Genomic DNA, 26,163 nt, shown 5'->3' with positions numbered 1-26,163 from the left:
CCGTGGCGGGAGGCCTGGCCGGCGCGGTGGTCGTGGCGTTCACGATCGTCACCGGCTGGCCGGTGGCCGTGGCTGCTCCGACCCCACCGGCGCGCGCCGGCGGTTGCCTGCGTCCGCCGGAAACCGTCGAGACCGGTGTGCCCTGGGCGCAGGAACGACTGGGCGTGGAGCGGGCCTGGCCGCTGTCGCGCGGTCAGGGCGTCACCGTGGCGATCGTGGACACGGGCGTGGCCACGAACAGTCCGCAACTCAGCGGCCGGGTGCTCGCCGGCGTCGACCTCACCGCCGCCGGCCGGCCGCGCGCCGACGACGACTGTTTCGGGCACGGCACGTTCATCGCCGGCATCATCGGTGCGGCGCCCGCCGCGGGCACCGGCTTCGTGGGCGTCGCACCCGAGGTGCGGTTCCTGCCGATCCGGGTCGCCACCAGCATGGACGACGGAACGGCGGCGCTGCTCGCCAAGGGCATCCGCACGGCGGTGGACGCCGACGCGGACGTCATCAACATCTCCGCCAGCACGCAGGCCCTGGAGCCCAGCCTGGTCGAGGCCATCGCGTACGCCGAGGCCAGGGACGTGGTCGTCGTCGCCGCAGCGGCCAACAGCGCCCAGCACGGCCAGCAGGTGGCGTACCCGGCGGCGCTGCCCACCGTGGTGGCCGTCGGCGCGATCGACGCCACCGGTGCCCTCGCCGGGTTCTCGCAGACTGGCCGGCACCTGGGGTTGACCGCACCCGGTGTGGATGTGGTGAGCATCGGCCCCGGCGGGCCGGGCCACTGGCAGGGCAGCGGCACCAGCTACGCCGTACCGTTCGTGGTCGGGGTGACCGCGCTGGTCCGGGCCTACCGGCCGGCTCTGACGGCGGCCGAGGTGCGGCACCGGCTGCTGGTCACGGCCGACCACCCGGCGGTGGCGTTGCCGCACCCGGGCTACGGCTGGGGCGTGGTCAACCCGGCCGCCGCCGTGGCGACCGTGCTGCCCGAGGAGGACGCCGCCCGGCCCGGCCTGCCCATGCCGGCCGCTCGCCACCCCGACCTGCCGACCCCCGACCCGATCGGGCGCTACCTGGTCACTCTCGGTGCGGGGCTCGCCGTCGTGCTGACCGGGCTCGTCGTCCTGCTCACCGTGCTGATTCCCGCCGGGCACCGACGCCGCTGGCGGCCCGCCCGCGTCGTCGAGGTCCGCCGACCGCCGCCGACCTGAGGCCCCGCTACGACGTCACTGCTCCGGCCGGTCCGGCGCCGGCACCTCGGGGGTCTGCACCAGGCGGACCGAGCGCCGGCGGTCAACGTACTGGCCGCGGGCGGTGGGTAACGTCCGCGGCCGGATGTTGCCGAGGAAGGTGCCCTCCTCCCGAGGACAGGAGAACAGGACCGCGGGAGAGCCCAACTCCCAGGCCCGACGCAGCACCGGGCTCATCATCGCCCGGGACGCGCCCACGGTGCTCCGCGCGATGATCAGGTGCAGCCCGATCTCCGCGCCGTGCGGCAACAGCGGCAGCAGGGGTTGCAGCGGCGAGTCCCGGCCGCCCTCGATCAGCTCGAAGTCGTCGACGATGATGAACAGCCGCCCGCCGGTCCACCAGTCTCGTCGCGGCAGCCGGCTCGGTGGGATGTCCGGGCCGGGCAGCCGGCCGGTCAGCACCTGACCCGCCTCGGCGATGGTCGCGGTGAGACGCTCCGCCGACATCGAGTACCCGATCTGGTTCGCCTGCGGGATCGCGTCGTGCAGCTCGCGGCGGAAGTCGCCGAAGACCACACGTGCCTCGGCGGGCGGGTGGTGCGCCACGACGCTGCGGGCGATGTGCCGCAGCAGGTTCGTCTTCCCGGTCTCGGTGTCCCCGAAGATCAGCAGATGTGGGTTGGCGTCGAAGTCGTGCCACAGCGGAGCCAGGCGTACGTCGTCGAGACCGAGCGGAACGCGGATCTCGGCCTCGCGGGTGGGCGCGGTCGCGACCGGCAGATCCGCGACCGGCAGCACCTCCGGCAGCAGCCGCACCTGCGGTGCGCGCGGTGCGGTGGGCACGTCCAGGGCCTCGACCAGCTCGGCTGTCGCCTCGGCCAGGTCCTCCGTCTCCGGAATCCCGTCGATGCGGGGCAGGGCCGTCAGGAAGTGCCGGCGGTCCGGGGTGATGCCCCGGCCCGGGATGGCCGGCACGGTCGCCGCCACCCGGCTGTTGACCTCGGACTCCACCGGGTCGCCGAGCTTCAGCTCGAACCGGGTGCCCAGCACGTCCCGCAGCCAGGGACGGATCTCCGACCACCGACCGGCGGAGACGAGCAGGTGAACGCCGAAGCTCAGGCCCCGCGCGGCGATCTCGCCGAAACGGTCGTCCAGCTCCTGGAAGTCCTGCCGCGCGGTGTACCACCCGTCGATCACCAGGAACACGTCACCGTACGGGTCCTCGTCCTGGTATCCGCCGGCCTGCCGGGCCCGCCGGTAGCTGGTCATCGAGTCGATGCCGTGCTGGGCGAAGATCTGTTCCCGGCGTGCCATCAGATTCGTCAGCTCCAACACGGTACGGGTCACCCGGTCGCGGTCGAGCCGGCCCGCGACGCTGCCCACGTGCGGCAGCCGCGACAGTGCCCCCAGCGCGCCGCCGCCGAAGTCGAGACAGTAGAACTGCACCTCGGCGGCGGTGTGGGTCAGTGCCAACGCGCTGATCAGCGTCCGCAGCAGGGTGCTCTTGCCGCTCTGTGGGCCGCCCACCACACCGACGTTGCCCTTGCTGCCAGCCAGGGAGGCCAGCAGCAGCTCCCGCCGTTGCTGCGCGGGCAGGTCGACGAGGCCGATCGGCGCGACGAGCTGGCCGGTGCCGTACCCGCCCACCGGGGCCAGACCGAGGGTGGGGTGGTCGATCAGCGGAGGCAGCAGCTTCTCCAGCGTCGTGGTCTCCGTCAGCGGCGGCAGCCACACCTGGTGCGCGGCCGGGCCGTGCCCGTGCAGCACGGACAGCAGCACGTCGGCCATGACCGGCGGCTTCTCCTCGTTTTCCTGCGCCTCGTCCGGCTCCGGCGTCACCGGCGCCTCGGGGCGCAGATACTCGGTGCCGAACGGAACGAGACCACCCTGGACCGCCTGGAGGCGGCGCTGGTGCGGTGGTCGCCACGGCCCGGAGCAGTAGGCGCCCTTGAACCGGATCAGAGTCTGGGTGTCCGGTCGCAGGTAACCGTTGCCCGGCACGTTGGGCAACTCGTACGCGTCCGGCACACCCAGTACGCTGCGGCTCTCCATCGAGGAGAAGGTCCGCAGACCGATCCGGTACGACAGGTGGGTTTCGATCTGGTGGATGCGCCCCTCGTCGAGGCGCTGACTGGCCAGGAGTAGGTGCACGCCAAGGCTGCGGCCCAGCCTGCCGATCATCGCGAAGACGTCGATGAACTCGGGTTTGCTGCTGAGCATCTCGCTGAACTCGTCGACGACGATGAAGAGCGCCGGCATCGGCTCCAGCACGACGCCCTCGGTCCGCGCCTTCTCGTAGTCGCGCCGGGACGGGTATCCGCTGGCCCGCAGGTGCTCCTGGCGACGGTTCAACTCACCGGTCAGCGCGTCCTGCATGCGGTCGACGAGCTCCAGCTCCTCGGACAGGTTGGTGATTACCGCCGAGGTGTGCGGCAACCGCTCGAAGCCGAGGAACGCCGCCCCGCCCTTGAAGTCGACGAGGACGAGGTTCAGCTCCTCGGAGGTGTGCCGAGCGGCCAGCGCCAGCACCAGCGTACGGAGCAACTCGCTCTTGCCCGAACCGGTGGCGCCGATCAGCATCCCGTGTGGGCCCATGCCGCCTTCGGCGGCCTCCTTGATGTCCAGCTCGATCGGGGTGCCGGTGGCCGACATGCCGATCGGCACCCGCAGCCGTTGCGCCGCCGTCCGCCCGGCCCGGTAGGCGGTCAGGTCCAGGGCGGTCAGATCACCGAGCTGGAGCAGGCCGGCCAGGTCGTAGTCGGTGGCCAGCGGCTCCTCGGTGTCGGTGCCCGCGCCCACCCGGTAGCGGGCCATCGACCGGGCCAGCGCCGCCGCCGCCACCACGCCCAACCGGTCCGGGCGGCACAGTCGGCTGCTGCTGGACTTGCCGAGGTGGTCGAAGGAGACGATGTCCAACTGCTGCTCGGTGGCCCGCACCAGCAGGGTGTGCGGGTGCGCCTCCCAGCCCAGCGTCGCGCCCACGTCCAGCGTGAGCACGTTGCGATAGCCCTCCATGCCGAGGCGGTGGCCGGCCGGCAGGCGTGGCCCGTCGAGAACGAGCACCACGAACGGCTCGATGGCCGTGACCGGGGAGTCCGGCTCGTAGCCGGGGCGGTCCTGCACGTTCAGCGTGGCGAGGGCCTCCTCGATCTCGGTCCCGTCGGTGGCGAACCTCCGCCGGGTGCCGGTGACGTCGGGAACGGTGTCGTCCTGCACGTGCGGCAGCCACTTGGCCCAGTCCCATTCCATTCCCCGAGCGGCGGCGATCACCACCAACAGATCCTGCGGGGAGTGGGCGACGGTGAGCTGAGCCAGGATCGCGCGCACCGTGGACCGGGCCACCGACACGTCGCCGCCGAACCCGATCCGCGAGAAGCCGCGCAGGTAGATGGCGATCGGCGCGTCCTGCAGGGTGGAGTAGGCCCGCAGGAAGCGACGCAGGGCATGCGCGGCCAACGGCTCCAGATCCTCCAGCGGCTTACTGTTCGGTGCGGCCAACCGCACCGTGGAGCGGCGGGTACCGAGCCCCACGCGTACCTCGCCGAAGTCGTTGTGCGCCGTACGCCGCTCCCACAGCCGCTGGCTGAGCGCCATCGACCACAGCGCGCCCGGGTCCGGGTGCAGCCAGCGGGCGGCGCGCCGCTCCTCGGTCAGCGCGGCGCGCACCTTGCGTCGAACCTGGCCGAGGTAGCGCAGGTAGTCGCGGCGCTCACCGTTGAGCCGGTGCTTGTGCTGCCCGGCGTTGCGGATCAACGGCACGATCAACATCGCGATCGCCGAGAGCACCATGAGGCAGACGCCGACATAGGCCAGTGCGCCGGCGTTGGGTCGCAGGAACATGAGCACCATCGCGAGCGAGGCGATGGCCATCGGCGCCAGCATCAGCACGGCGCTCAGGCCCCGCTCGGCCGGCTCGGGGATGACTGGTGGCTCCTGGAGCGCGATCTCCTCGGCCGGCGCGACCGGGCCGGCGCGGCGAGCCTTACGGACGTACGGCACCGTGCCCACGTTCGTCTCCTTCGGTGAGGGGTTTCCCTCCGATCGGCCCGGTCGCCTGCCGAGCACCCGTCGGGCGCGTGACAACGGGCTTATCGTCCTGGGGATTCGGCGCTCGACCCGAAAGCGATGTCGGAGGCCACGGTCTCGCTTGTGGAGGCAGACCCGGCACCGGAGAAACGAACAGCAGTGACCATAGCAGGAGGGGGCGATTGTGGCGGAGACTCGCGTTACCCCGGATCAGTTGCGGGAGATCGGGAAGAAGATCGGCGCCCTTCTGGAGGACCACCAGTCGGTCTTCAACAAGCTGGCGAAGATGGAGCCGAACGCCGGCAAGTTCGACGCGGCGACCTGGCTGGAGGATCTCTTCGTCGACCGCCGCGACGGAATTATCGAACACGTGAAATACCTGCAACGGGCATTCGACGAGATCAACACCGGCCTGTACCAGATCGCCGACGACTACGAGCGGATCGACGGGAGCAACGCTGACGCGGTGTCCACGTTCAACAAGGACGCCAAGAAGGTCGTCGGCGGCATGGGTGACGCCGAGTTTGAGCCGACCAAGGTGCGGGAGCAGTCCAGCTACAAGACCGGCGACTACGGGTCCGAGGTGGACAAGTTGACCATCGACCCGGGGAGGGACCTGATCAAACCCTTCAAGCCGGGCGACATCGAGGGTATGGACGACTTCCTCGACATCAAGGGCATCGGGCCCAAGGACGACACGAACCTCGACCTCCGCGAGAGCCCGCAGCTCAAGGACACCGACGGTTATCCCGACTCGCGGCTCAGCGAGGGCAGTGCCGAGGAGAAGCCAGAGGAGAAGAAGCCGGAGGAGGAGAAGCCGGACGAGAAGAAGCCGGAGGAGAAGCCGCTCTCCACCGGTGAGCACTTCGATCCGCATCATGAGCCGTCGGGGGAGAGGTACGTCCACAACCCGTCCAACGACGACGATTTCCGGGGCAAGACGTACCGGTACTACGAGATCGACGGTAAGCATCAGACCGGTCCGGGCGGCGTCGAGATCTGGTGGACGGACCTGCAGCCCTACTACTACGACGGCCGCCGATACCGTCCGTACGAGCGCTGACACCCCCCCGAGATGGAACGGTTGAGCACGCAGCGACTCTCGGCACCCGTACGTCTCCGGTTCGTGCTCGGCTCACGTGCCGTGGACGTGGCCCTGCCCGGAGACGCGCCGCTTGTCGATCTGCTGCCGTCGGTGCTGCTCCAGATCAACCCCGAGGCCGCCGACCACGGCGCCGAGCACGACGGGTGGGTGGCGCAGCGCGTCGGCGAGCCGCCGCTGGACGAGGAGCACTCGGCCGTCGAGCTGAACCTGCTCGACGGTGAGACGCTGCACCTGCTGCCCCGGGCCGAGCAGTTGCCGCCGATCGACTTCGACGACCTGGTCGACGGTGTGGGTGAGCAGGCGCGTACCAGCCCGTGGCGCTGGACGGCTGCCCGCACCCGCGCGATGCTGCTCACCGACGGCGCGGTGCTGTTGGCGGTGGGCCTGGTGCTGCTCTGGCTCGGTGGGCCGGCGGTGGTGCGTGCCACCGTCGCCGCGGCGCTGACCGTCGTGCTCCTCGCCGCCGCCGGCCTGGTCAGCCGAGCGGTCCCGGACCCGCGGACGGGGACGTTGCTGGCCATGGCGGCGGCGGGATACTCGGCGACAGCCGGTTGGCTCGGGGCGGTCGCGATCGCCCCGCACTCGGCTCTCTCGGTGCGGATCTGCCTGGCGGCACTGGCCGCGGTGGTGACGCTCGCCGCCGGCCTCTCCGCGGTGGCCGACGCCGGCTTGTTCTTCTGCGGTGCGCTCGCCCTCGCGGTGAGCGTCGCGGTTCCGGCGCTGCTCACCGCGGCGGGTCCGGTGACCCCACCGGAGGCCGCCGCGTGTGGGCTGGTCTTCTCGATGGTGGTGGCGTTGATGCTGCCGCCGGCCGCGTTCCGCCTCGGTGGGCTGACGTTGCCGTTACTGCCCGGCAAGCCCGAGCAACTCTCCGAGGACATCGACCCCGAGCCACACCGGGTCGTCGTGGAACGGGGGAGCGCGGGTCTCGCGTACCTGGCCGCGCTCACGATCGGCGTGGGCGCCGCGCAGGTCCTGATGGCCGCGGCGCTGCTGGTGGCCGGCGGGCGCTGGGAGATGATCCTGGCGCTGTTGGCGGCCACCCTGCTGAGCATGCGAGCCCGGCACCTGAGCGGCCTGGTGGCACGCTGGGCGACGATGACACCGGCCGTGGCGCTGGTCCTGTTCACCCTGCTCCGGTACGCCGCGGACCAGGAGGGCGTGGCGCGGGCCGCCGTCCTGGTGCCCACCGTGGTGGCGGTCGCCGGCGCGTTGCTGACCGCAGCGTCCACGCTGCCCGGCCGTCGGCTGCGGCCGTACTGGGCGCGCACCGTGGACGTGCTGGAGATCCTTCTCGCGGTGGCCCTGATCCCGGTCCTCGGCGCGGTGCTCGGCGTCTACCAGATGGTCCGGGCCTGGGCCAGCTGATGGAGTCCCGCAAGGATCAGGTTCACGCTTACTTCTACACGGTCAGCCGCCTCAACTCGGCGGTGATGCAGGGCCGTCCAGACCCGCACGAGCCGCCGAACCAGCGTCCCCTCCTCGGCCTGGTCATCGGGATCCTGCTGGCCATCGTCGTCGCTGGTGGCTTCGGCATCTACGGCATCTTCCGACCCGGCGGAGACTCCTCCTGGCGGCAGGCGGGTGTCGTCATCGCGGTGAAGGAGACCGGCGCGCGGTACCTGCTGATCGAGGGGCAGCTCCGACCGGTGCTGAACTACGCCACGGCCCGCCTGGTGCTGGGCAGCGGCAGCCCGGCACGCCTCGTCCAGGTCTCCCGCGACTCCCTGCGGGGCGTACCGGTGGGAGCCCCGATCGGCATACCGGGCGCACCCGACACGGTGCCGGTGGCGGGCCGGCTCTACTCGGGTGCGTGGACGGTGTGCGCCCAACCGCCCGAGCCCTCGGGTACGGCCGCCACCACGCTGCTCCTGGGTGACCTCGCCAGGCCTGTCGCACTGACCGACCGGGAGGGGTTTCTGGTTCAGACGACCGACCGCCAGCGATACCTGGTCTGGCAGGGGCGCCGTCACCACCTGGCCGACCAGGCCGCGGTGGCGCTGGGCTACGCGGCGGTCGAACCGGTGGTCGTGACCCCGGCGTGGCTCAACCCCATCCCGGCCGGTCGGGACCTCGCCTTCCCCGCGGTGGGCGACCGCGGGCGGTCGGGACCGGCGATCGGCGGGCGAGTCAGCCTGCTCGGCCAGGTGTACGAGGTACGTAAGCCGGTCGGCGACGCACCCGAGCTGTACCTGTCCCGTTCGGACGGATTCGTGCGGCTGAGCCGCACCGCCGCAGCCCTGGTCCTGGCTGATCCGGCGATTCAGGCGGCGTACCCCGGAGGTGGGGTCGCGCCGATTCCCGCGCGGCCGGACGAACTGGCGGGCGCCACGGTCGCCAGTAGCACCGAGTTCGTGGACGGCTATCCGCCCGAGCCGCCGAAACCGGTGAGCGGTGCGTCGGTGCTGCCCTGCGTGGGCTTCCGGCCGGCCCGGGACGCGGTGACTGTCACCCTGACCAGGATCTCGACGTCGGCGGCGCGGTCCGCCCTGCCGGTGCCGCGGACCGCTGTCGCGGCGGGCGGCATCGTGGACCGGATCCTGATCGCCGCCGGCACGGGGGTGCTCGCCCGCAACCCGTACGCGCCCGGCGGTGGTGGGGCGCTCTATCTCGTCTCCGAGTACGGCGTGAAGTTCCCGCTACCGCCCAGGGGTGCGGAGGCGCTCGGCTACGCCGGCACGACGCCTGTCGACATTCCTTCCGAGTTGCTGGAACTGCTGCCGACCGGTCCGGCGCTGGACCCGGCCGCGGCGCTGGTGAGCGAGACCTGGGGTGGTTGACGGGGGTTTTCCCCGCAAAGGGACCGCTGGGCCCGCTGAGGCGGTGTTGTCGCCAGACCCGCTGGTTGCATGAGCCCCACCAGGCGGGAAATCCAGATCACCACGGTCCACAGCAGGGAGAGGCAGCCATGGCCAACGGTAATACCACCCTCGATCCGCGCACCGCCAACCGTGTCGCGGGGGAGCACCGCCAGACGGCCGGCGATGTCGACAGCGCCAAGAGCAGGTTCGGTGCGGCTGTCGACCTGATGGACGACTACTGCGACGGCGCCATGATCAAGGCGTTGCTGGAGGCGCGCGAAAACTGGATGAAGGAGGTGACCCGCATCGTCGCGGACCTCAACGAGATGGCCGGCAACGTGGACGGCACGGTGCAGGACTTCGACGAGCAGGATCTGGCGAACGCCGGCCAGGTCGGCGCCATCGGTGTGGGCATTCTCAAGGACATCTGAGCCAGCACAACTGATCGGAAAGGACCCCGGCAATGCCCGACAACGGCCTCATCGGCTACCGGTACGACCAGATCTTCGAAGGCATCTCGCAGATGCAGCGAGTCAACCGCGACGTCGAGGGTTACATCGAGAAGTTGTCCCAGGAGACCGGCCACGCCCTCGACACCTGGACGGGGCCGGCGGCCGCGAACTACAACCAGCTCTCGAAGCAGATCGAGGACAACTTCGCCGACATGAACACCATCGTCGCGGAGTTGGCCAAGGAACTGGGAATTCGTGCCGACGACATGAAGGAGCAGGACATCCGCTCCGGCAACCGGTTCGGCAACCGCTGAGCGTTTCGAGGTGACGCCGGGGGGCCCGCGGGCTCCTCGGCGCATTCCGGCAGATCGTGACGAGTCCGAGCGGTGGGGGAATCGTGCCAACGGGTGAAGTCGGGTCCTTCGACGAGAAGAGCCCACCCACGGGAGAGACGTTCCGCAACTACGAGGTGTGGACGCAGATCGGCCCGTTCGTCGCGGACATCACCGAGCCCGGCCTCAACGCCGAGGGCGGCTGGGCCGAGGCGGAGGAGGCGTTCAACAAGGCGGAGGTCGAACTCGACCTCGTCCTGGAGGATTTCGACAAGCTGGCCAAAGAGCTGACCGGTGGGGCGAAACCAGCCTTCGCCGGAGATGCCGCCGCCGCCTTCGACACCCATGTCGCGGAGGTGGTCGGGAAGAGCAGGAAGGGCGTCTACAACGTCCTCGACAGCAACGCCTACGGCACCAAGATCGGCGACGTCGGCGATGCCATCGTGAGCTTCCGCCGGGATTTCTGGGACATCATCGACACCGGCCACCGTCTGACCGACCGGCTGCGGGACTGGGTCACCGCCGAGATCGACAGGATCTACACCGGAGTCGACGACCAGAGCTCCAAGCAGTCGGACCTGGAGCGTGGGCTGGGCCAGGCCTACCAGGCCGGTGAGCGCTGGATCATGTCCAACCTGCGCGCCCGGCTGATGGAGTTGTCCACGACGTACCAGGAGATCGGTGGCCGGCTGCCTCCGTTCGACATCGCTGTGCTGAAGCCGATCGATACCAGCAGCGGTAACGACAAGAAAGACGACAAGAAAGACGACAAGAAGGACGACAAGAAGGACGACAAGAAGAACGAGAGCGGCGGCAGCGGTAGCGGTGGCGGCGGGAACAGCGGTAGCGGTAGCGGCGGGAACAGCGGCAGTGGCAGCGGTAGTGGCGGGAACAACAGTGGTGGCGATGGCCGTGCGAAGGCCCTCGACGAGGCTGAGGGCGCGGTGTCCGAGGCCATCGACGATCTGAAGAACGGTGACCCCACGCACGACCGCGCGCTCGACGAGGCGAAGAAGGCCGCGACCGACGCGATCGAGGGCCTGGGCAACGGGTCCGGCAGTGGGGCGCCGCCGACCAACGGAATCACGACCCCGGGGGAGCTGGCTCCACTGACCTCCGGTGGGGGAAAGCCCTCTGGTTCCGGCGGTGGAGCGCCGTCCGGTTCCGGCGGTGGAGCGCCGATCGGCGGTGGGACCTCCGGTGGTGACGCCGCGCGAGACAAGGCGCTCAGTGACGCGAAGGGCGCGGCGACCGATGCCATCGATGACCTCAAGAACGGTGACCCCGCACGCGACCGCGCGCTCGAGGACGCCAAGAAGGCGGCGTCCGACGCGATCCAGGGGCTCGGCTCGGCGGGTGCCGGTGCGCCCCCCACGAGCGGCGGCCCCGGCTCGGGTGGGGTGCCCGTCGCGGACGCGCGCAAGGACGCGCTGAAGGATGCGAAGAAGGCGGCCGACGACGCGATCGATGGCCTGTTGGGCGGGGCTGGCGGCGGCGTCCCGGTGACGTCCGGTGAACCCGGGAGTAAGAATCCCGGTTCCGAGTCCGGCAAGGCCGGAGGCGGCTCGGGTACCCCCGGTGAGGCCGCCGAGCAGGCGCGCCGGGACGCCCTGGAGGATGCCCGGGAGGCGGCCGACGACGCGATCGATGGCCTCGCCGGCGGCGGCGACTCGAAGGACGGGACACCACCGACGTCGTCGGCCGACCCGGTCGCCGAGGAGGCGCGCAAGGACGCGCTGGAGGATGCCCGGAAGGCAGCCGATGAGGCGATCAAGGATCTGCAGGGCGGTTCGACCGCCGACCCGGTCGCCGAGCAGGCCCGCGACAACGCGCTGGAGCAGGCGCAGGAGGCCGCCGACGAGGCGATCGAGGATCTGATCGAGAAGCCGACAGGTGATCCTGAGGTCGACGCCGCCCGCAAGGACGCGCTGGAGGACGCCCGGGAGGCGGCGGACGAGGCGATCGAGGACCTGAAGAACGAGGACGCGGGCGACACCACCCCGAAAGAGGCGCGCGAGCGGGCGTTCGACGAGGCGCAAAAAGCCGTGGACGGTGCCATCGACGATCTCGACGGCGAGCGCACGACGGGTGACGGCGCGGACAGTGAGGCCAAGCAGGCCCGCGAGGACGCCCTCGCGGACGCCCGGAAAGCAGCCGACGACGCTATCGAGGACCTGACGGACCAGGGTGACGGCCAGTCGGACAAGGGTGACGGCCAGTCCGACAAGGGTGACGGCCAGTCCGACAGGGGCGACAAGGAGGGCGACGGCAAGGGCGACAAGGAGGGCGACGGCAAGGGCGACGGGGCCGCCGAGAAGGCCCGCGACAGCGCCCTCGTCGAGGCCAAGGAGTCCGTCACCGACGCACTCGACGACATGATCGAGGACGAGCGGGCCGGCAAGGGTGAGGGCGACACTCCGGCCGAGCGGGAGACCCGGGTGGAGGCGCTCACCGACGCCAAGGAGGCCGCCGACGAGGCCATCGACGACCTGATCGACGAGTCCGGCGGCCACTCGTCCATCTCGGACTACCTCAACGGCAAGTCCACCGCCGGCGCGGACGGCGGCTCGGGCGGCGGTCCCGGCAGCGGCTCGGGCGGCGGCTCGGGCGGCGGCTCGGGCGGCGGCTCGGGCGGCGGTCCCGGCGGCGGTTCGGGTGGCGGGTTCGGCGGTGGTGGCGATGGCGGTGGTTCCGGCGGCGGCGACACGGGTGGGGAGAACCTGCCTGCTCCACTCGAGCTGGCGCCGGTGGCCTCGGCGGATCCCGGCAGCTCTCCGTCGTCCGCGTTGTCGCCCGGCGCGCAGGCCGGTCAGGGCGCCGGGTCCGGAATGCCGATGTCCCCGCCGATGGGTGGCGGCATGGGCAACCAGGGCGATCGGGACCGCGAACGCAACACCTGGCTGGTCGGCGAGGACGGCATGTGGGGCGACGACGGCGAAGCGGTCTCCAGCAAGGCCGTGGGGAGGAACTGACCCGTGGGCAGCGCGAGACGAGGCCCGACCGGGCAGCCACAGACACTGCAGGACATCGCCCACGCTCTCGACGTGGCGTCCCCGGCGGACATGGAGACGTCCGCCCGACTCTTCGACGAGGCGCGGAGCGTCCTGCGGGCAATCGCCGAGTCGTTGGACCGTGCGCTGGGTGAGCTGGACGACGCGTGGCGGAGCACCCAGGCGACAGTTGTCCGACTTGGCGAACCGTCACGTCGTACCCGGCAGTTGGTGCACCGCCTGGACGACGCCGAGTGCGGACAGCAGTTGCGGGTCATGGCGAATGCGCTCGGTGTCGGGCAGGCGCGGGTGCGGGACCTACAGGTGCAGCGAGCGGCGGACGGCGGTCCTTCCGACGACGAGTGGGACCGCCGGGCGCGAGTCGTCCTCCAGGGCCTCTCCGAGACGTACCGCGATGTCGGACTCGGACTCGGCGGCCAGCACCCGCCGACGGCCGAGACCGTCGACGAGCCGGGGATCCGTCATGCCCTCTCCGCGGCGGCGCGCGACGATCCGCCGGGGGTCGTGCTCGCGGCGGACTCCGCTGCCGCCGACCTCTTCCGCCCGGCGGCCCCGACGGTCCGGGCGGGTCAACCCGGCGACGCTGCCGCTCCGCCGTCCGGCGGCGGTGGTGGCGGGGCGGGCGGCGGCCTCCCGATGATGCCGCTCATGCCCATGGGCGGCATGGGAGGCGGCATGGCCGGCATGGGCGGCATGGGTGGCATGGGTGGCATGCAGAGCGAGGCCGGCGGGCAGCGTCGCAGCAGCACGCTCGCCCAGGGCGACCCGACGGTGTGGAAGGACGCCGATGCCGGGTGGAACGTGCTCGGGCGCAGCGAACGGGTCGACGAGCACATTCGGGAAGGGCTCCGCCAGGAGCTCGGGGACGGGAGGAAGGGTGACCGGAATGGCTGACCAGACCGACCACGGGCCAGGCGGCTCAGGACTGAACGCGGTCTTCGCCATGCTCGCCGAGGAGCGGCGCAAACTGGATGAGTTCCAGGCCAAGATGCGCGCGGCGAGCACCACCGTCGAGTCGCCCAACAAGATGCTCAGCGCCGTGTTCGACGGCCGGGGCGAGCTGGTGAAGTTGACGTTCAACAACACCAAGTACCGCGGCATGGCACCCAACGAGCTGAGTAGCCTGCTGGTCGAGACGCTGCGCCGGGGCCGCGCCGAGGCGTTCGGGAAGATCGACGAGATGGCCGGCCGGGACGTGGTGCCCGGCGTCTCCTTCGGCGACCTGGCCGGCGGGAAGGTGGATCTCGACGTGGTCGTCGGATCACTGATGACCTCCGCGATCGACCTGCCGTCGATCGTCCGGGCCGCGAAGAGCGAGGCGGGCCGGGCCGATGGCTGACGAGACGAGGATCGACCCGGAGGGAGCCCACCATCTCTTCAAGGTGGTCGACAGCGTCGCCGACGACATCGAAGACGCCCTGACCCGGGTCAGGAACATCCGGACGAGCCTCAACGAGCCGTGGGGCACTGACGAATACGGTCGCAAATTCGCGCAGCAGCGGGAGCCCAACGCCGAACAGACGCTGGGTTACGTCGCGACGGTGCGTGACGGGACCAGGGAGCTGGCCCGTGAGGGGCATGGTGCGGTCGACGCGCTCGTGGACCAGGACAAAGACAACAGCGCCAACCTTTCGTAGGTCCGCGTAACCAGCCGCATCGGGGAGTCTCGGTGTCTGTGGAGGTAGGACGAGCGTGAACCAGCGGCGAATCACCGTCACCCAGTCGGCGGTCTCCGGGTACCGGACACTCACGGACGCGCTGGCTGCGGCGTCGGACGGGTCGGTGATCAGCGTCCAGCCCGGCAGCTACACCGAGAACCTGGTGCTGACGAAGATCGTCACCATCACCGCCGAGGACGGGCCGGGCACCGTGAAGCTGACCGCGCCGTCCGGCGTCCCGGTCGTCCTCGCGGCGGAGTCGGCCGCGCTGTCCGGGCTGTCGATCATCGCGACCGACGCCGACAGCCCGGCACTGGCCCTGGTGATGGGCCAACTGAGCGTCACCGAGTGTGAGCTTGTCGCGTCGTCGTGGGCCGCCGTCTTCGTCCGGGACAGCGGCTCGCTCACCATGCGCGGCAGCCTGGTGCGCAACGAGGTCGGCGCCGGGGTCGTGGTGACCTCCTCCACCGGCAGCGTGCTCGACGACTGCCGCATCGAGCGGCTCGGCACCTCGGGCGTCGTCGTCGCCGAGCACGGCGAGCTACGGGTCCGCGCCTGCACCGTGCGGAACGCCGGCGGCAACGGCATCTGCCTCAACGGCCAGGGCCGGATCTCCATCGAGGACACCGAGATCATCGGTACGAGTAAGCCCGCGCTCGCCGCCGAGCAACAGTCCGCCGCCACCGTGCGTCGGATGACTGTCCGCGACACCAACGGTGTCGGCATCTACCTGGCCACCGCCGGGGCGTGCCTGCTGGAGGACTGCACCGTGGACGGCTGCGCCGCCGACGGAGTCTTCACCGACGAGCGGTGCGCACCGGTCCTGCGCCGTTGTCGGGTCAGTGGAGCCCGGCGTACCGGATTCCGTTTCACCGGTCGCGCGGGCGGTCGGCTGGAATCGTGCGTCGCCACGAAGATCGACGGCGTCGGCGTGAGCGTCGGCGACCGTGGCACACCCGAACTCGTCGACCTGGTGGTCAGCGACTGCACCGAGGTCGGGGTGCACCTCGACGGTGGCGCGGACCCGTTCTTCCAACGGATGCAGGTGCACGGCTGTGACGGAGCGGCCGTCGAGGTCGTCGGCGGTGCCCGTGGTCGCTTCGAGAATCTCACCATCGAACGCTGCGGTGGCGTCGGCATCTCGGTCAGCGGCCGCGCCCAGCCGTCGCTGAGCGGTCTGAGTATGCGGGGCAGTGCCGCCGCGGGTGTGGTCGTCGCCGATGCGACCGCCTCGTTCAGTGACTGCGACATCGCCGACGCGGGTGGCGACGGTGTGTCGGTGGGCGCCGGTGGGGACGTCTCGCTGACCGGGTGCAGGGTCCACGCCGCCGAGGGCGACGGATGCGTCTTCGGCGACGAGTCGCGGGGGACGGTGACCGACTCGGAGTTCACCGCGAGCGGTGGCGACGGCATCGCCGTGCGGACCGGCGGTTCGGTGCGGCTGATCGGCTGCGTGGTGCGGGACAACCAGGGCTCCGGGGTACGGCAGACCGTGCCGGACAGCCACCTGACGGTCGAGGAACTCGTCAGCTCCCGCAACAAGCTCCCCGACGCGTACGGCACGGCCGCCGTTGCCACCGCCGGGAACGCCCCCGCCGAGACGACGCCCGAGGGGGAGCGGCACATCGTTGCCCGCGGCTCCGACCCACTGCGTGAGTTGCAGTCCCTCGTCGGACTGCACGGGGTGAAACAGGAGGTGACGTCACTGGTCAATCTCAACAAGATGTCCAAGCGCCGCCAGGAGGCCGGGTTGTCCGCCCCGCCGATGGCGCGGCACCTGGTCTTCGCCGGCGCGCCTGGCACCGGCAAGACCACAATCGCCCGGCTGTACGGGCGGATCCTCGCCGAGCTGGGGGTGCTGCGCAAGGGCCACCTCGTCGAGGTCGCCCGCGCCGACCTTGTCGCGCAGATCATCGGCGGCACCGCCATCAAGACGACCGAGGCGTTCAACTCGGCCCTCGGGGGTGTCTTGTTCATCGACGAGGCGTACACCCTCAGCAACAGCCGCGGCGGCACCGGGCCGGACTTTGGTCGGGAGGCCATCGACACGCTGGTGAAGCTGATGGAGGACCACCGTGAGGAGGTGGTGGTCGTCGCGGCCGGCTACTCGGCAGACATGGAACGCTTCCTCCAGGCGAACCCCGGTCTGGAGTCACGCTTCAGCCGGACCATCGAGTTCGCCAACTACACACCGGCGGAGCTGGTGACCATCGTGGAGAACCAGTGTGTCCGGCACGACTACCGGTTGGACCCCGCCGCGGCGTCGGCGCTGCTGACCCACTTCGACCGGATCCCCAAGGACGGTACCTTCGGCAACGGCCGGGAGGCTCGGAAGGTCTTCGAACGGATGGCGGACCTGCAGGCTTCCCGGTTGTCGGCCGCGTCAGACGTGACGACCGCCGAGATGGCGCTGCTCACCGTCGAGGACCTGCCGACCGCCGTCGTCGGGGTGGGCGTCGCCGGGGTGTGAGGCAGGGCTCAGCCGACGCAGCACGCCGGAAACACCGGGGCCTTATCATTTCCCGACATGCGTCGCGTCCGGCTTGACGAGGCGTGCCGTGGGCGGCATCCCCACCGATTGACAAACCGTTGCCCCGAGTCAACTATGTGGTGGTTCTCGGGGTGGGGTGCTGGTGGAACGAGATGAGACAGGATCGGTGAGGCTCGCGTGGGAGCGGTCTCATCGGTTGCTCTGGATGCGTCCCGGGTGTCGCCGGTGATGTCGGCAGCTTCAGCGTCGCTGAGCAGCGGTCCACGGCGTGGCTCCGCGAACGCGTTGCGGTGGGTCGCGGACAACCTCGCGGTTGTCGGGCCGGACCCGGACGGCGCGATCGTCGCGATGGCGCGCCTGTTGCCCTCGGAGCGCGGGGTCGTGACAGTGGTCGGCCAGATCGTCGATCCCGACGACTGGGCGCTGATCACCGAGGTCCTGCCGATCGCGGTCCCGCCCGGGGCGGCTGCCCGCCTCGCGGTCAGCGGCACCGGCACGACCCCGACATCCGGCCCGCCCCCGGCCGCGGCCCTGGCCCGACAGCTTCAGGCCGACGTGTACGCGCCGAGCGGTCAGCTCCTGCTCGTGCCCGGCGGCGGCCTGTTCGCCGTGGACGGGTGGCGCTGGTTCCGGGCCGACGGCAGCATCTCCGACGGTGGCCACCGTTATCCGCCACCGCACTGGGAGGCCGAGGTCGACACCCTGGTTCGGCACGTCGGCTCGGGCCTCAGGGCCCACTGCGTGCCGGCCGGCCTGTGGCTCTACGCCGACTCTCCGGAGCTGCCGGCCCCGAGCCTGGACGACCTGGCGTTCGCGGTGCCGATGGACGCCGAGCGGGTGACGGTGCTGCTCGGGCGTCCCGGCGCGGCGACGCCCGGCGTCGAGGCGGCACTGTCGATCCTCGACGCGCTGGATCCCTCGATGGTCATCGCCCCGTACGGCGAGGCCGCGAACGAGGCGATGCGGTTGGCCGCCATGATCGCGGACCGCTGGGACCGCCCGGTCGAGGTCGCGACCGGCCTGCCGATCCTCGATGACGAGCACCGACCGGTGTCGGTCGCGATCGACCCGGACGGCGACACGTGGTGGACGTCCCCGGTGGCCCGGCTGCGGTGCGCTCCGGGCGTTCCGCCGACGCCGATCGGGACTGTCGACTTCCTCGCGGACCTGCGACCGGCCGGCCCCGGCACGTTCCGGCTCGACGAGCGCTGGGTGGTCGAGCCCACCCAGTTCGGGCTCTGGGTCCGGCCCCCCTTCGCCGGGCAGCACACGGGTGACGTCCGCCGTCGTCCGTGGCATCCACAGTGGTTCACGATCGCCGTCGGCCTGCCCGGTCTGCCCCTGTCCGACGACGTGTTGCCGATCATGCACCTGCTGCTGAACCGGCTGCCCGGCAGCGTGCGGGCCCGAACGCGGTTCGTTCCGGAGGAACTGAGCCACCTGCTGGCCCCCGACCCGGCCGACCGGCCCGACGTGGTGCTCGCGGCACAGCGCTCGACACCACCACGTTGGTGGCACCGCGACAGCCGGCTCTTCGCGGTTCTGCTCACCGCCGACGCCCGCACCGGCACGGTGCTCACCGATGCGGGCGAGGTCGAACCCGGGCAACTGGGCGAGATCATCGCCGCGTACCGGGAGGCGGATCCGCGTCCGGTCCTGCTGGTCTCCTCCGTGCCCGTCGCCCCGGAGATCGAGCAGCAGGTGGCCGACCAGATGCAGGTCGTGACGATCGGTCGACGGGCGGACGGCTGGTGGGCCAGCCTGCCCCGCCGGGTGGACCGTACGCCCCGCCCGGCGGTGCGCCTCGCATCGTCCTTTCCCTTTCAGGAGGACGACCTGGCCGAACTGCGGGCACCGGCCGGGGCCACACCGCCGCGCGCCCAGGGCGCTCCGGATGACGACGGGCCGCTGTTGGCGCTGGCCCGGATCTCCGGGGAGTCCGCCGCGGACATCCGGCGACGGGCCGACGGGTCCGGTCTCCGTACCGTCGTGGCGGCGCGCGGCCCGGACTGGCGCCGGCCGTTCCTACTGGCGGGCCAGCCGGTCACCGCCTGGGACTTCGCCACTGTCGTCGCCGACCGGCGGCCGGGCTGGGTCGGCGGGGGCGAGGTGGTCTGGGTGGAGGGTGGTCAGCTGACCGAGCCCCTGCTGCGGCTGCTCGCCAACTATCTCGGGTGCCTGGTCGGCGCACGGGCACTGCTGGTGGAGGACGCGCAGCCGGCCGCGCTGGCGTCCGGCTGGTGCGCGGTGCCGCCGCGTGTCGACGGTGGACAGATTGATTCCGGCCAGGACGGGCACGGATGCTGCACAGAGCGGGAGAGTCACGAGCATGGAAAGTCCTGAGCGAGGGTCGACACCCGAGTCCGTGCCCCCCGGCGACAGCCCACCGGCAGCGCGCCCATCGACGCCGGAAGCCGATGACCGGGGCTCGGGCGCGAGCGTGCCAGCGACCCCGGGCAAACGCCGACCCCCCGTGCAGCGGGCAGTGGCACTGAGCGGACTGCCACCCTTTGCGACTCCGTCCGCCGATCCCGCGACCGCCGCGCCGCCGGTCCCGATCGCTGACCGTACCCGGATGCCGGTGCCACGCCGGCCCGCCAAGGACCGATCGGACGCAACGCCGACTGTGCTCCGGCGACCCGGGCCGGTTGCACCGGCGTCGACCGCGCCCCCGGCGACGCCGGTGGCCCCCGCCGCCCCGACCGGCCCGCCGCCGGCTCGGCCGGAGACCGTTGCCGCCCAGCCGGACGCCGGGACCCCGCTGCCGCCGCTTCCGGACCCGGTCGACCGCTCGTCGGACGACGCGGAACCCGGTGCTGGTGACACGCCGCGCACCGAGCCGATGCCGCCCGCAGCCGCCGCGCCCGACCAGCCGACCGCCGCGACCGGGAGTCGTCCCCTCGGTGTTCTGCTCCGGCCCTGGTCGGTGTCGCTCCTGCTGGTCGGGCTGGTGGCGGTCACCGCCGTCGCGTTCGGCAGCCGGCTGCCCGACGATCGCGCCGAGGACCCGACAACCCCGCCCGGGGACGGCGAGATCGTGATCACCGCGGGTCCGGGTTACGGGCCGCCGCTGCCGCCCGGAAGTGGCCCGCCCACCGCGGCACCCACCTCGTCGGCATCATTCCCGTCGGCGTCAGCGCCACCCGTACCGGCACCGCCCGCGCCGGCGTCACCCGCACCGGCGCTGCCCGCACCGGCATCGCCCGCCGCCACCAGCAGCGCCGCGAAACCCCCCGGCGGCTCAGCACCGAAGACCAACGGCGCCGTCTCCGGACTGGCGAACCCCTCGGGCAGAAACCTGGCGTTGCGCCGCCCGGCGACCGCCTCCAGTTCTGAGAAGGCCTGGTGGAACGCCTCGTACGCGGTCGATGGCGACGCGACTACCCGTTGGGGCAGCGTGTTCGCCGATCCCCAGTGGATTTCCGTCGATCTCGGCGAGGTGTATGCGATCACGACCGTGACGCTGAACTGGGAGCACGCCTACGCCACCGCCTACCACGTCGACGTCTCCGTCGACGGCGCCTCCTGGAAGAGGATCTTCGCCACGACGGCGGGAGCGGCTGGCCCGGTGCTCATCCCGGCCGACAAGGCGGCCGCGCGGTTCGTCCGTGTCACGGGCACCGAGCGTGTCAACCAGTACGGCTACTCACTATGGGAGTTCGCGGTCTCCTGACGAGACGTGCGCCCGCATCGAGCAGGCCGGGTCACGGACGCCACCGCGATCGGGGGGGTGACCAGGCCGGACCACGCTGACGCTCGTCTATGTTGCCAGGACGCATCCAGACGTGTTGGAATGGGCTCATATCGCCGCAGCGCGGGGGCAACCGCGCTGAGAACGGCCAGCACGGGAGCAGCGCAGTGCCGGCAGCGTGCCGCCTTGGCGGGCGCCCGCCGGCCGCATCGCCGGGTCATCGCCATGACAACGGGCGTCCTGCCGGGCAGGCATCCGCGCCCGCCGTACGTATCTGCCAGCGCACAGACCCGGCGACGAGGTGAGAAGCAATCATGGTTTCCCGAGAGAGTTTCGCGGGTTGGTACCGGCACCGCCTGGTGTGGGTGGCGGTGATCCTGCTGGCGGTGTCGGCCGGCGCGGTCGTACTCGTCAACCGGGCCGGCCCGGAGACGAAGCCGGCGGATCTGCAGACGCAGATCATGGCCCGGATGCGTACCACGCTCGAACAGGCGGACCCGGGGCAGCACAACCACGCCGGGCACAATGCCCAGCAGGCGGCCGCCGGGGAGAAGCCCGCGGTGATCTGCGGGGTCCGCGTCTACGGCTACGAGCCGACCGAGGTCACCGCGCTCGCCGACGTTCGGACCGTCTACGGCTTCCACCTCTGCGGGGTCGCGGAGCGGGGGCGGCCCTGGGACGTGGCGGTCAAGCTGGCCGGCCCCGTGATCATGGACATGTCCAAGGAGCCGCCGGGCATCCAGGTCGTCGAGGCGACCGCCGAGGTCATGTTCACCGACCGGGTGAAGCAGGTGTTTCCGGCCAAGTACGCGGAGTTGGCGCTCAAGGAGGCGCTTGCCGAGTCGGAGATGGCCGACCAGCGGCGCCGGTACGACGCGGCGGCCGGGATGTGACGTTTCGTCTTCCGCAGCCGCGGTCAACGCAGCGTCGACTGGCAGGTGATCCTCCCCGTCGACGTCTCCGAGTCGATGCAACCGTCCACTCAGGGCGGCGCTGACCGCGTCCGTCCTCGCCGGCGTGACGACCCTGCGAACCCGCTTCGTGACCTTCTCCATCGAGGTGGTCGACCTGACCGACCGGGTCGTCGATCCGCTCAGCCTGTTGATGGAGATCAGCGTCTGCTCACCCGCCACCTGCATCGAGTGGTCGCCGTCGGTCGCAGCGCGCTGGTGCCGGACCTCGAACGGGACGCGTGGGCGCTCCTGGACGCCCAACACCCGACGACCGCGTCCGTGCTGCGCGTGCTGCGGCGCGCGGGTCACCGGCGGAGCCGAGACGCGTTCGGGCGGTTGAGTCAGCAGGACTGCATCGCGCTGGCTCTGGCCTGGCTGGTCGCCGGTGCCCACCAGGACGCCGCGGCGACGGCCGCCACCGCGGGACCCTGGCAAGCCGACTGGGGCCGAGGCCGTGCGAACGCCTACCGGCCGAGGTGGAGCGTACTGGCGATAAGGTCCACGGCCTGCTTCGCCTCGATGAGGCTCGCGCCAGTCTGCTTCCGGTAGGCGCGAACAGCGTGGATCGTCCGCCCGCCCTCCAGGTGCCGGACGACGTCCGGGTGCACGGGCTCGGCGATGCCGAGGTGATCCATTATCAGGTCGAGCTTGCGCTGGACGGCCGCGAGTTGGGTCGCCGAGCGGCGCTTATCCTGAGACATGGCCCCGAGCGCGACCCCCACCGACCCGATGACGGCGAGGACGACAATCACTGCTTCCCACGGATCCACCGGCCCATCCAATCACCGGTACGCAACCGAGGGCACCGCCGCGCTCAGGACCATGGCCAGCAACGGGATCGTCGTGCTCTCCGGCCCTCCGTGCTCGGGCAAGACCACGGCCCGACGGGTGCTGGCTGAGCAACGGGCCTCCGCAGGTCGGATCCACCTGGAGGTGGACAGCCTGTTCGAGCTTCTGTTCCCCGAATCCGATCGCAATCGTGACGATCGCATGCACGCGTACGCCGGTGCGCACCTCCTGGCCCGAATGCTCGTCGATCGTGCAGACACCGTGGTCCTCGAGTGCACCTACGCTCGCCGTGACCAGCGAGCCAGTCTGCTGGAAACGCTGGCCGGCTCCGCGGCGCCGCTCTGGGTCGTCGAGTTCTTCGTTACTCCCGACGAGGCCGTGGGCCGGTTCCGGCAGCGCCACCAGGTTACGGACCTCGACGAAGCGCTCGTTCGCGAGCGCGCCGAAGCGTTTCCCTACTTCGCGGGAGCCCTCCGCGTGGAGTCGTCCTCGGGGACCCCCGAGCAACACGCGCAGCACATCAGCACGTGGCTGCGGCAGGGTCCCCGACCGGTGGACCGGGACGCCTGGGTCCGGGCCGGAAGAGCCTGGAACTGAGGACGCCGTCGCCGTCAGCTCAAGGTGAGCGTGACGTCGTCGACGTCGAAGGCCGTGGCGCCGTTGCCGGCCGTCTCGCTGGCGAGGAAGCTGACCGTCGCGGTCCGCTCGGTCGTTGCCGTCCCGGTCGACATGGCGTACTCCCGCCACGGCGACCCGCCGTCGAAGGCCAGCGAGAACCTCGTCTTCGGGGGTGTTCCGGTGACGGCCAGCCCGACGTTGAGGTAGTCGCCGCGGCTGGTCTCCGTGGTGGTGGTGCGGACCCAGAAGCGGACCGTCAGGGTGCAGCCGGCCGGCACCGTGGCGGTGGTGCGCAGCAGGTCACCACGCGTCACGTCCAGTCCGGCGAAGGTGGCGTACGCCTGACCGGTGTGTGCGGGCCGGGCCGCGTTGCCGAACACGACGATGCGGGGCCCGGCGGTCCAGCCGGTGGTGCCGCTCTCGAACCCGGGGTTCGGGTGGATCTGCCCGGCGCAGGGCGCGTCGGCCGTGGGTCGGGCGGGGGATGCGCCGGCCGTGGCCAGGAGCAACAGGGCCGCGGCCGAGGCGGTGGTGGCGAGGGTCTTCATCAGTTCTCTCCAGGGTAAGAGATTCGAGACGGTCGATATCATCTGACCATGCGTCCTGCCCGTCGGCGCGTCAAGTCGGGCATGCTGTACGGATGCGACAGGTCACCGTGCTCGGCAGTTGCGGTGCCTTTCCCGAGCCGGGCCGTGCCTGTAGCGGTTTCGCGGTGGACTGGGTCGGCTACCGCGTGGTTCTCGACCTGGGCTACGCCACGCTGCCGCGACTGCTCGGACACTGGCCGGATGGCGTCCTCGACGCTGTCGTCATCACCCACGAGCATCCCGATCACTGCATTGACCTGCACGGGCTGTTCCGGCTGCGCTTCTACGGTGACGTCGGTAGGCCACGGCTGCCGTTGTACTGCCCACCCGGCGTGCTCGACCGGATCAGCGGTCTGGAGCCCGACGTCGACCTGGAGGCGGTCTTCGACGTGCATCCGCTGCCCGGCACCTACCGGGTCGGACCGTTCGACCTGACCGGGCTGTCGCTTCCGCACCACGTGCCGAACGTGGGCATCCGGCTGGAGGCGGACGGGATAGCCGTGGCCTACTCCGGCGACACCGGACCGACCCCGGTGTTGGCCGATCTCGGTCGCGACGCCGACCTGTTCATCGTCGAGGCCACCGACCGGGAGGGCGAGACCGATCGGCCCACCCGTCATTTGATGACCTCCACCGAGGCCGGTCACTGGGCACGCCGGGCGGGTGCCCAGCGGCTGATGCTCACCCACTTCTGGCCCGGCAACGACCGGGCAGCCGCCGTGGCAGCCGCACAACTGGAGTTCGACGGTGCGGTGCTGGCCGCCGAGGAAGACCTCACCGTCATGCTCGGGACCCCAAATCGCTGAGTGGCTGCTTAGCCAGGATCGACGGCACCTTAAGCGGAATAACTGTTCGTCAACCGATCCTGCATCGCGATCTTGCAGTTTCTGCCCCGACATCAGGGTGCATTCCCGCTTGAATCGGCGACAGGAAATGCAAGATCGGCGCGATGCTCTGCTCGACGCGTCTTGATTTACAAGCTGTTCCCGGGATCGAGGGGGTTCCGTTCGTCGTCGAAGCCCTGGGGCCACCCGCACATCCGGCAGCGGCTGCCCACAGTTGTCACCTAGCGGGCCCAGGGCCGTGCCGGTGCTCGAGACGGGATGTCGCCGTGCCAGAGATCCCTGCGCTCTGCCTCGACGATCGCGCACAGGCCCGGTCGGCGGTCCGCTTCGCGCTGCCGCCGGTCGAATGCCTGTCGCGATCCGAGCAGTCCAACAGTGGGCTGGGACGAAACGACGCCACCTTCTGACCGTGCGCCCCGAGGGGGCACGCGGTCGTGGTCGGTGCGGTCCCGGCGCAGGCAGGGCACGCGTCGACGTAGGCCACAACAGATCACTTAACGATGTGCATCGATATGGCTGGATCGGCTGCGGGTGTGCTGGAATGGCTCAGATCGCCGCAGCACGGGGGCAACCGTGCTGGAAATCGGCAGCACGGGAGCAGCGCGCCGCATCGCCGGGCCATGTCCACGTCGACGGGCAGGTGTCCGTCGTACCAGTCGCGGACCCGTATTCCCACGACACCGAGACGCCCGATCTTCGCCCTGTCGACGCACCGAGGTCGACGACGAGGTGAGCAGGGGTCGCGATGTCCGGTGGAGCTACTCCGGCCCTGCCCACACAGCAGAGGCCCAACGTCATGGAGGATGACCATGCGCCGTTTCCTCGCGGTGTGCACCGCCGCCCTGATCCTCGGCACCACGGCCGGCAGCATTCCGGCCGCCGCGTCCGGTGCCTCGTCGCGCTCGTGCACCCCTGGTCTGCTCTTCTGCGAAGACTTCGAGCGTCTGCCGAGTGGCGGAGCCAGCACGCTGGACTGGGGCGTCGACACGCGCAACGGCACGCTCACCGTCGAGCGTGCCCGCCGCGGCAACCAGGTGCTGCACATCCACACGGTGGACAACGGGCGCGCCTTCCTGCGCGTCGACGATTTCGCCGCGCCGGGCAACCGCTTCTACGGCCGGATGCGGCTGCGCGTCGACGCCTTCCCCTCCGCCCCCGACTGGGCGCACTTCACCCTGGTCGAGGCGACCGGCACCGGCAGTTCTGAGGTCGTCCGTCCGGTCGGCGGTCAGTACGCTCCCACGGTCCCCGGTGTCTTCTGGGGTGTGGGCGCCGACGGCGGCCCGACCGGCGACTGGACCAACTGGCGGGAGTCCGCACCGGTCACGGAGGACACCTGGCAGTGCTTCGAGTGGAAACTCGACCCGACGGACAACCGCGTCACGGTGTGGATCGACGGGGTGGCGAACCCGGACCTGACCGCGTCCACGACCGGGCACGGCGGCAACGACGTGCCCTTCGTCCTGCCGGCGGTGAACACGGTGAAGGTTGGCTGGCAGCTCTACCAGGGCGGCACCACGCCCGGCGAGTTCGACCTCTGGATCGACGACATCGCTCTCTCCACCAGGAGGCTCGGCTGCTGAGTGGTCGGCCGTTGCGGCGGTCGGATGGCGCGAGGTAGGC

22 protein-coding genes are annotated in these 26,163 nt (G+C 71.0%); 19 read left to right on the top strand and 3 right to left on the bottom strand.

Annotation, left to right across the window (positions count from 1 at the left end):
* The first annotated feature begins 2 nt into the window (after positions 1-2).
* Entirely contained in the window at positions 3-1,202 is a 1,200-nt protein-coding gene (gene mycP / locus ACFYPM_RS10935) for a type VII secretion-associated serine protease mycosin (RefSeq protein WP_387193999.1), read from the top strand.
* 15 nt (positions 1,203-1,217) lie between these two features.
* On the opposite strand, the gene eccCa is transcribed toward mycP, so the two are convergent.
* Complete coding sequence (gene eccCa / locus ACFYPM_RS10930) at positions 1,218-5,189, bottom strand: type VII secretion protein EccCa (protein ID WP_387193996.1); 3,972 nt, start codon at positions 5,187-5,189, stop codon at positions 1,218-1,220.
* Between the two features lie 202 nt (positions 5,190-5,391).
* On the opposite strand from eccCa, the gene ACFYPM_RS10925 reads away from it, so the two are divergent.
* The 14 genes from ACFYPM_RS10925 (at position 5,392) to ACFYPM_RS10860 (ending at position 22,041) form a co-directional block, all read left to right on the top strand.
* Positions 5,392-6,270, top strand: a complete 879-nt coding sequence (locus ACFYPM_RS10925) for a WXG100 family type VII secretion target (RefSeq protein WP_387193993.1) — start codon at positions 5,392-5,394, stop codon at positions 6,268-6,270.
* 21 nt (positions 6,271-6,291) lie between these two features.
* The gene (gene eccD, locus ACFYPM_RS10920) at positions 6,292-7,680 is read left to right on the top strand and encodes a type VII secretion integral membrane protein EccD (RefSeq protein WP_387193990.1); all 1,389 of its coding nucleotides are present in this window, start codon (positions 6,292-6,294) and stop codon (positions 7,678-7,680) included.
* The gene (eccB, locus tag ACFYPM_RS10915) at positions 7,680-9,092 is read left to right on the top strand and encodes a type VII secretion protein EccB (RefSeq protein ID WP_387193987.1); all 1,413 of its coding nucleotides are present in this window, start codon (positions 7,680-7,682) and stop codon (positions 9,090-9,092) included. The genes eccD and eccB overlap by 1 nt, the downstream gene beginning before the upstream one ends.
* A gap of 128 nt (positions 9,093-9,220) precedes the next feature.
* Positions 9,221-9,544 (top strand): WXG100 family type VII secretion target, encoded by a 324-nt coding sequence (locus tag ACFYPM_RS10910; protein ID WP_387193985.1) that lies wholly within the window; start codon positions 9,221-9,223, stop codon positions 9,542-9,544.
* Positions 9,545-9,576: 32 nt separating this feature from the next.
* Positions 9,577-9,879 carry a WXG100 family type VII secretion target gene (locus tag ACFYPM_RS10905; protein WP_387193982.1) on the top strand — a complete coding sequence of 101 codons (303 nt, stop codon included), beginning with the start codon at positions 9,577-9,579 and terminating at the stop codon, positions 9,877-9,879.
* 83 nt (positions 9,880-9,962) lie between these two features.
* Positions 9,963-12,869: a hypothetical protein gene (locus tag ACFYPM_RS10900; protein ID WP_387193979.1), complete on the top strand. Its 2,907-nt coding sequence runs from the start codon at positions 9,963-9,965 to the stop codon at positions 12,867-12,869.
* A 72-nt stretch (positions 12,870-12,941) separates the two neighbouring features.
* Complete coding sequence (locus ACFYPM_RS10895) at positions 12,942-13,802, top strand: hypothetical protein (RefSeq protein ID WP_387193977.1); 861 nt, start codon at positions 12,942-12,944, stop codon at positions 13,800-13,802.
* Positions 13,795-14,247 carry a YbaB/EbfC family nucleoid-associated protein gene (locus ACFYPM_RS10890; protein ID WP_387193974.1) on the top strand — a complete coding sequence of 151 codons (453 nt, stop codon included), beginning with the start codon at positions 13,795-13,797 and terminating at the stop codon, positions 14,245-14,247. The genes ACFYPM_RS10895 and ACFYPM_RS10890 overlap by 8 nt, the downstream gene beginning before the upstream one ends.
* Positions 14,240-14,545, top strand: coding sequence for a hypothetical protein (locus tag ACFYPM_RS10885; RefSeq protein WP_387193971.1), 306 nt, complete (start codon positions 14,240-14,242; stop codon positions 14,543-14,545). The genes ACFYPM_RS10890 and ACFYPM_RS10885 overlap by 8 nt, the downstream gene beginning before the upstream one ends.
* A 55-nt stretch (positions 14,546-14,600) precedes the next feature.
* Complete coding sequence (locus ACFYPM_RS10880; protein ID WP_387193968.1) at positions 14,601-17,036, top strand: right-handed parallel beta-helix repeat-containing protein; 2,436 nt, start codon at positions 14,601-14,603, stop codon at positions 17,034-17,036.
* A 249-nt stretch (positions 17,037-17,285) separates the two neighbouring features.
* A complete protein-coding gene (locus ACFYPM_RS10875) occupies positions 17,286-19,400 on the top strand; it encodes a hypothetical protein (RefSeq protein WP_387193965.1) in 2,115 nt (704 codons plus the stop codon).
* A 232-nt stretch (positions 19,401-19,632) separates the two neighbouring features.
* Entirely contained in the window at positions 19,633-20,730 is a 1,098-nt protein-coding gene (locus tag ACFYPM_RS10870) for a discoidin domain-containing protein (protein ID WP_387193962.1), read from the top strand.
* A gap of 332 nt (positions 20,731-21,062) precedes the next feature.
* A complete protein-coding gene (locus ACFYPM_RS10865; protein ID WP_387193959.1) occupies positions 21,063-21,641 on the top strand; it encodes a hypothetical protein in 579 nt (192 codons plus the stop codon).
* Positions 21,642-21,765: 124 nt separating this feature from the next.
* A complete protein-coding gene (locus ACFYPM_RS10860) occupies positions 21,766-22,041 on the top strand; it encodes a hypothetical protein (protein ID WP_387193956.1) in 276 nt (91 codons plus the stop codon).
* A 124-nt stretch (positions 22,042-22,165) separates the two neighbouring features.
* Here the strand turns inward: ACFYPM_RS10860 and ACFYPM_RS10855 are convergent, their stop codons facing one another.
* Positions 22,166-22,471 (bottom strand): hypothetical protein, encoded by a 306-nt coding sequence (locus ACFYPM_RS10855; protein WP_387193953.1) that lies wholly within the window; start codon positions 22,469-22,471, stop codon positions 22,166-22,168.
* Positions 22,472-22,523: 52 nt separating this feature from the next.
* Here ACFYPM_RS10855 and ACFYPM_RS10850 point away from each other — a divergent pair, with 52 nt between their 5' ends.
* Entirely contained in the window at positions 22,524-23,087 is a 564-nt protein-coding gene (locus ACFYPM_RS10850) for an AAA family ATPase (protein ID WP_387193950.1), read from the top strand.
* Positions 23,088-23,101: 14 nt separating this feature from the next.
* On the opposite strand, the gene ACFYPM_RS10845 is transcribed toward ACFYPM_RS10850, so the two are convergent.
* Positions 23,102-23,656, bottom strand: coding sequence for a hypothetical protein (locus tag ACFYPM_RS10845; protein ID WP_387193947.1), 555 nt, complete (start codon positions 23,654-23,656; stop codon positions 23,102-23,104).
* A 92-nt stretch (positions 23,657-23,748) separates the two neighbouring features.
* Here ACFYPM_RS10845 and ACFYPM_RS10840 point away from each other — a divergent pair, with 92 nt between their 5' ends.
* The 3 genes from ACFYPM_RS10840 to ACFYPM_RS10830 all read left to right on the top strand — a co-directional run bounded on the left by ACFYPM_RS10840 (position 23,749) and on the right by ACFYPM_RS10830 (position 26,123).
* Complete coding sequence (locus tag ACFYPM_RS10840) at positions 23,749-24,501, top strand: MBL fold metallo-hydrolase (protein WP_387193944.1); 753 nt, start codon at positions 23,749-23,751, stop codon at positions 24,499-24,501.
* 305 nt (positions 24,502-24,806) lie between these two features.
* Positions 24,807-24,947 carry a hypothetical protein gene (locus ACFYPM_RS10835; protein WP_387193941.1) on the top strand — a complete coding sequence of 47 codons (141 nt, stop codon included), beginning with the start codon at positions 24,807-24,809 and terminating at the stop codon, positions 24,945-24,947.
* Between the two features lie 396 nt (positions 24,948-25,343).
* Positions 25,344-26,123, top strand: coding sequence for a hypothetical protein (locus ACFYPM_RS10830; RefSeq protein WP_387193938.1), 780 nt, complete (start codon positions 25,344-25,346; stop codon positions 26,121-26,123).
* Positions 26,124-26,163 lie beyond the last annotated feature (40 nt).

Origin of the sequence: Micromonospora sp. NPDC005203 (assembly GCF_042872705.1) — a bacterium.
In the GTDB taxonomy this organism is placed as follows: Bacteria; Actinomycetota; Actinomycetes; order Mycobacteriales; family Micromonosporaceae; genus Micromonospora.
The sequence above is the reverse complement of the archived record's forward strand: the minus strand, read 5'-3'. Positions and strand labels throughout refer to the sequence as shown.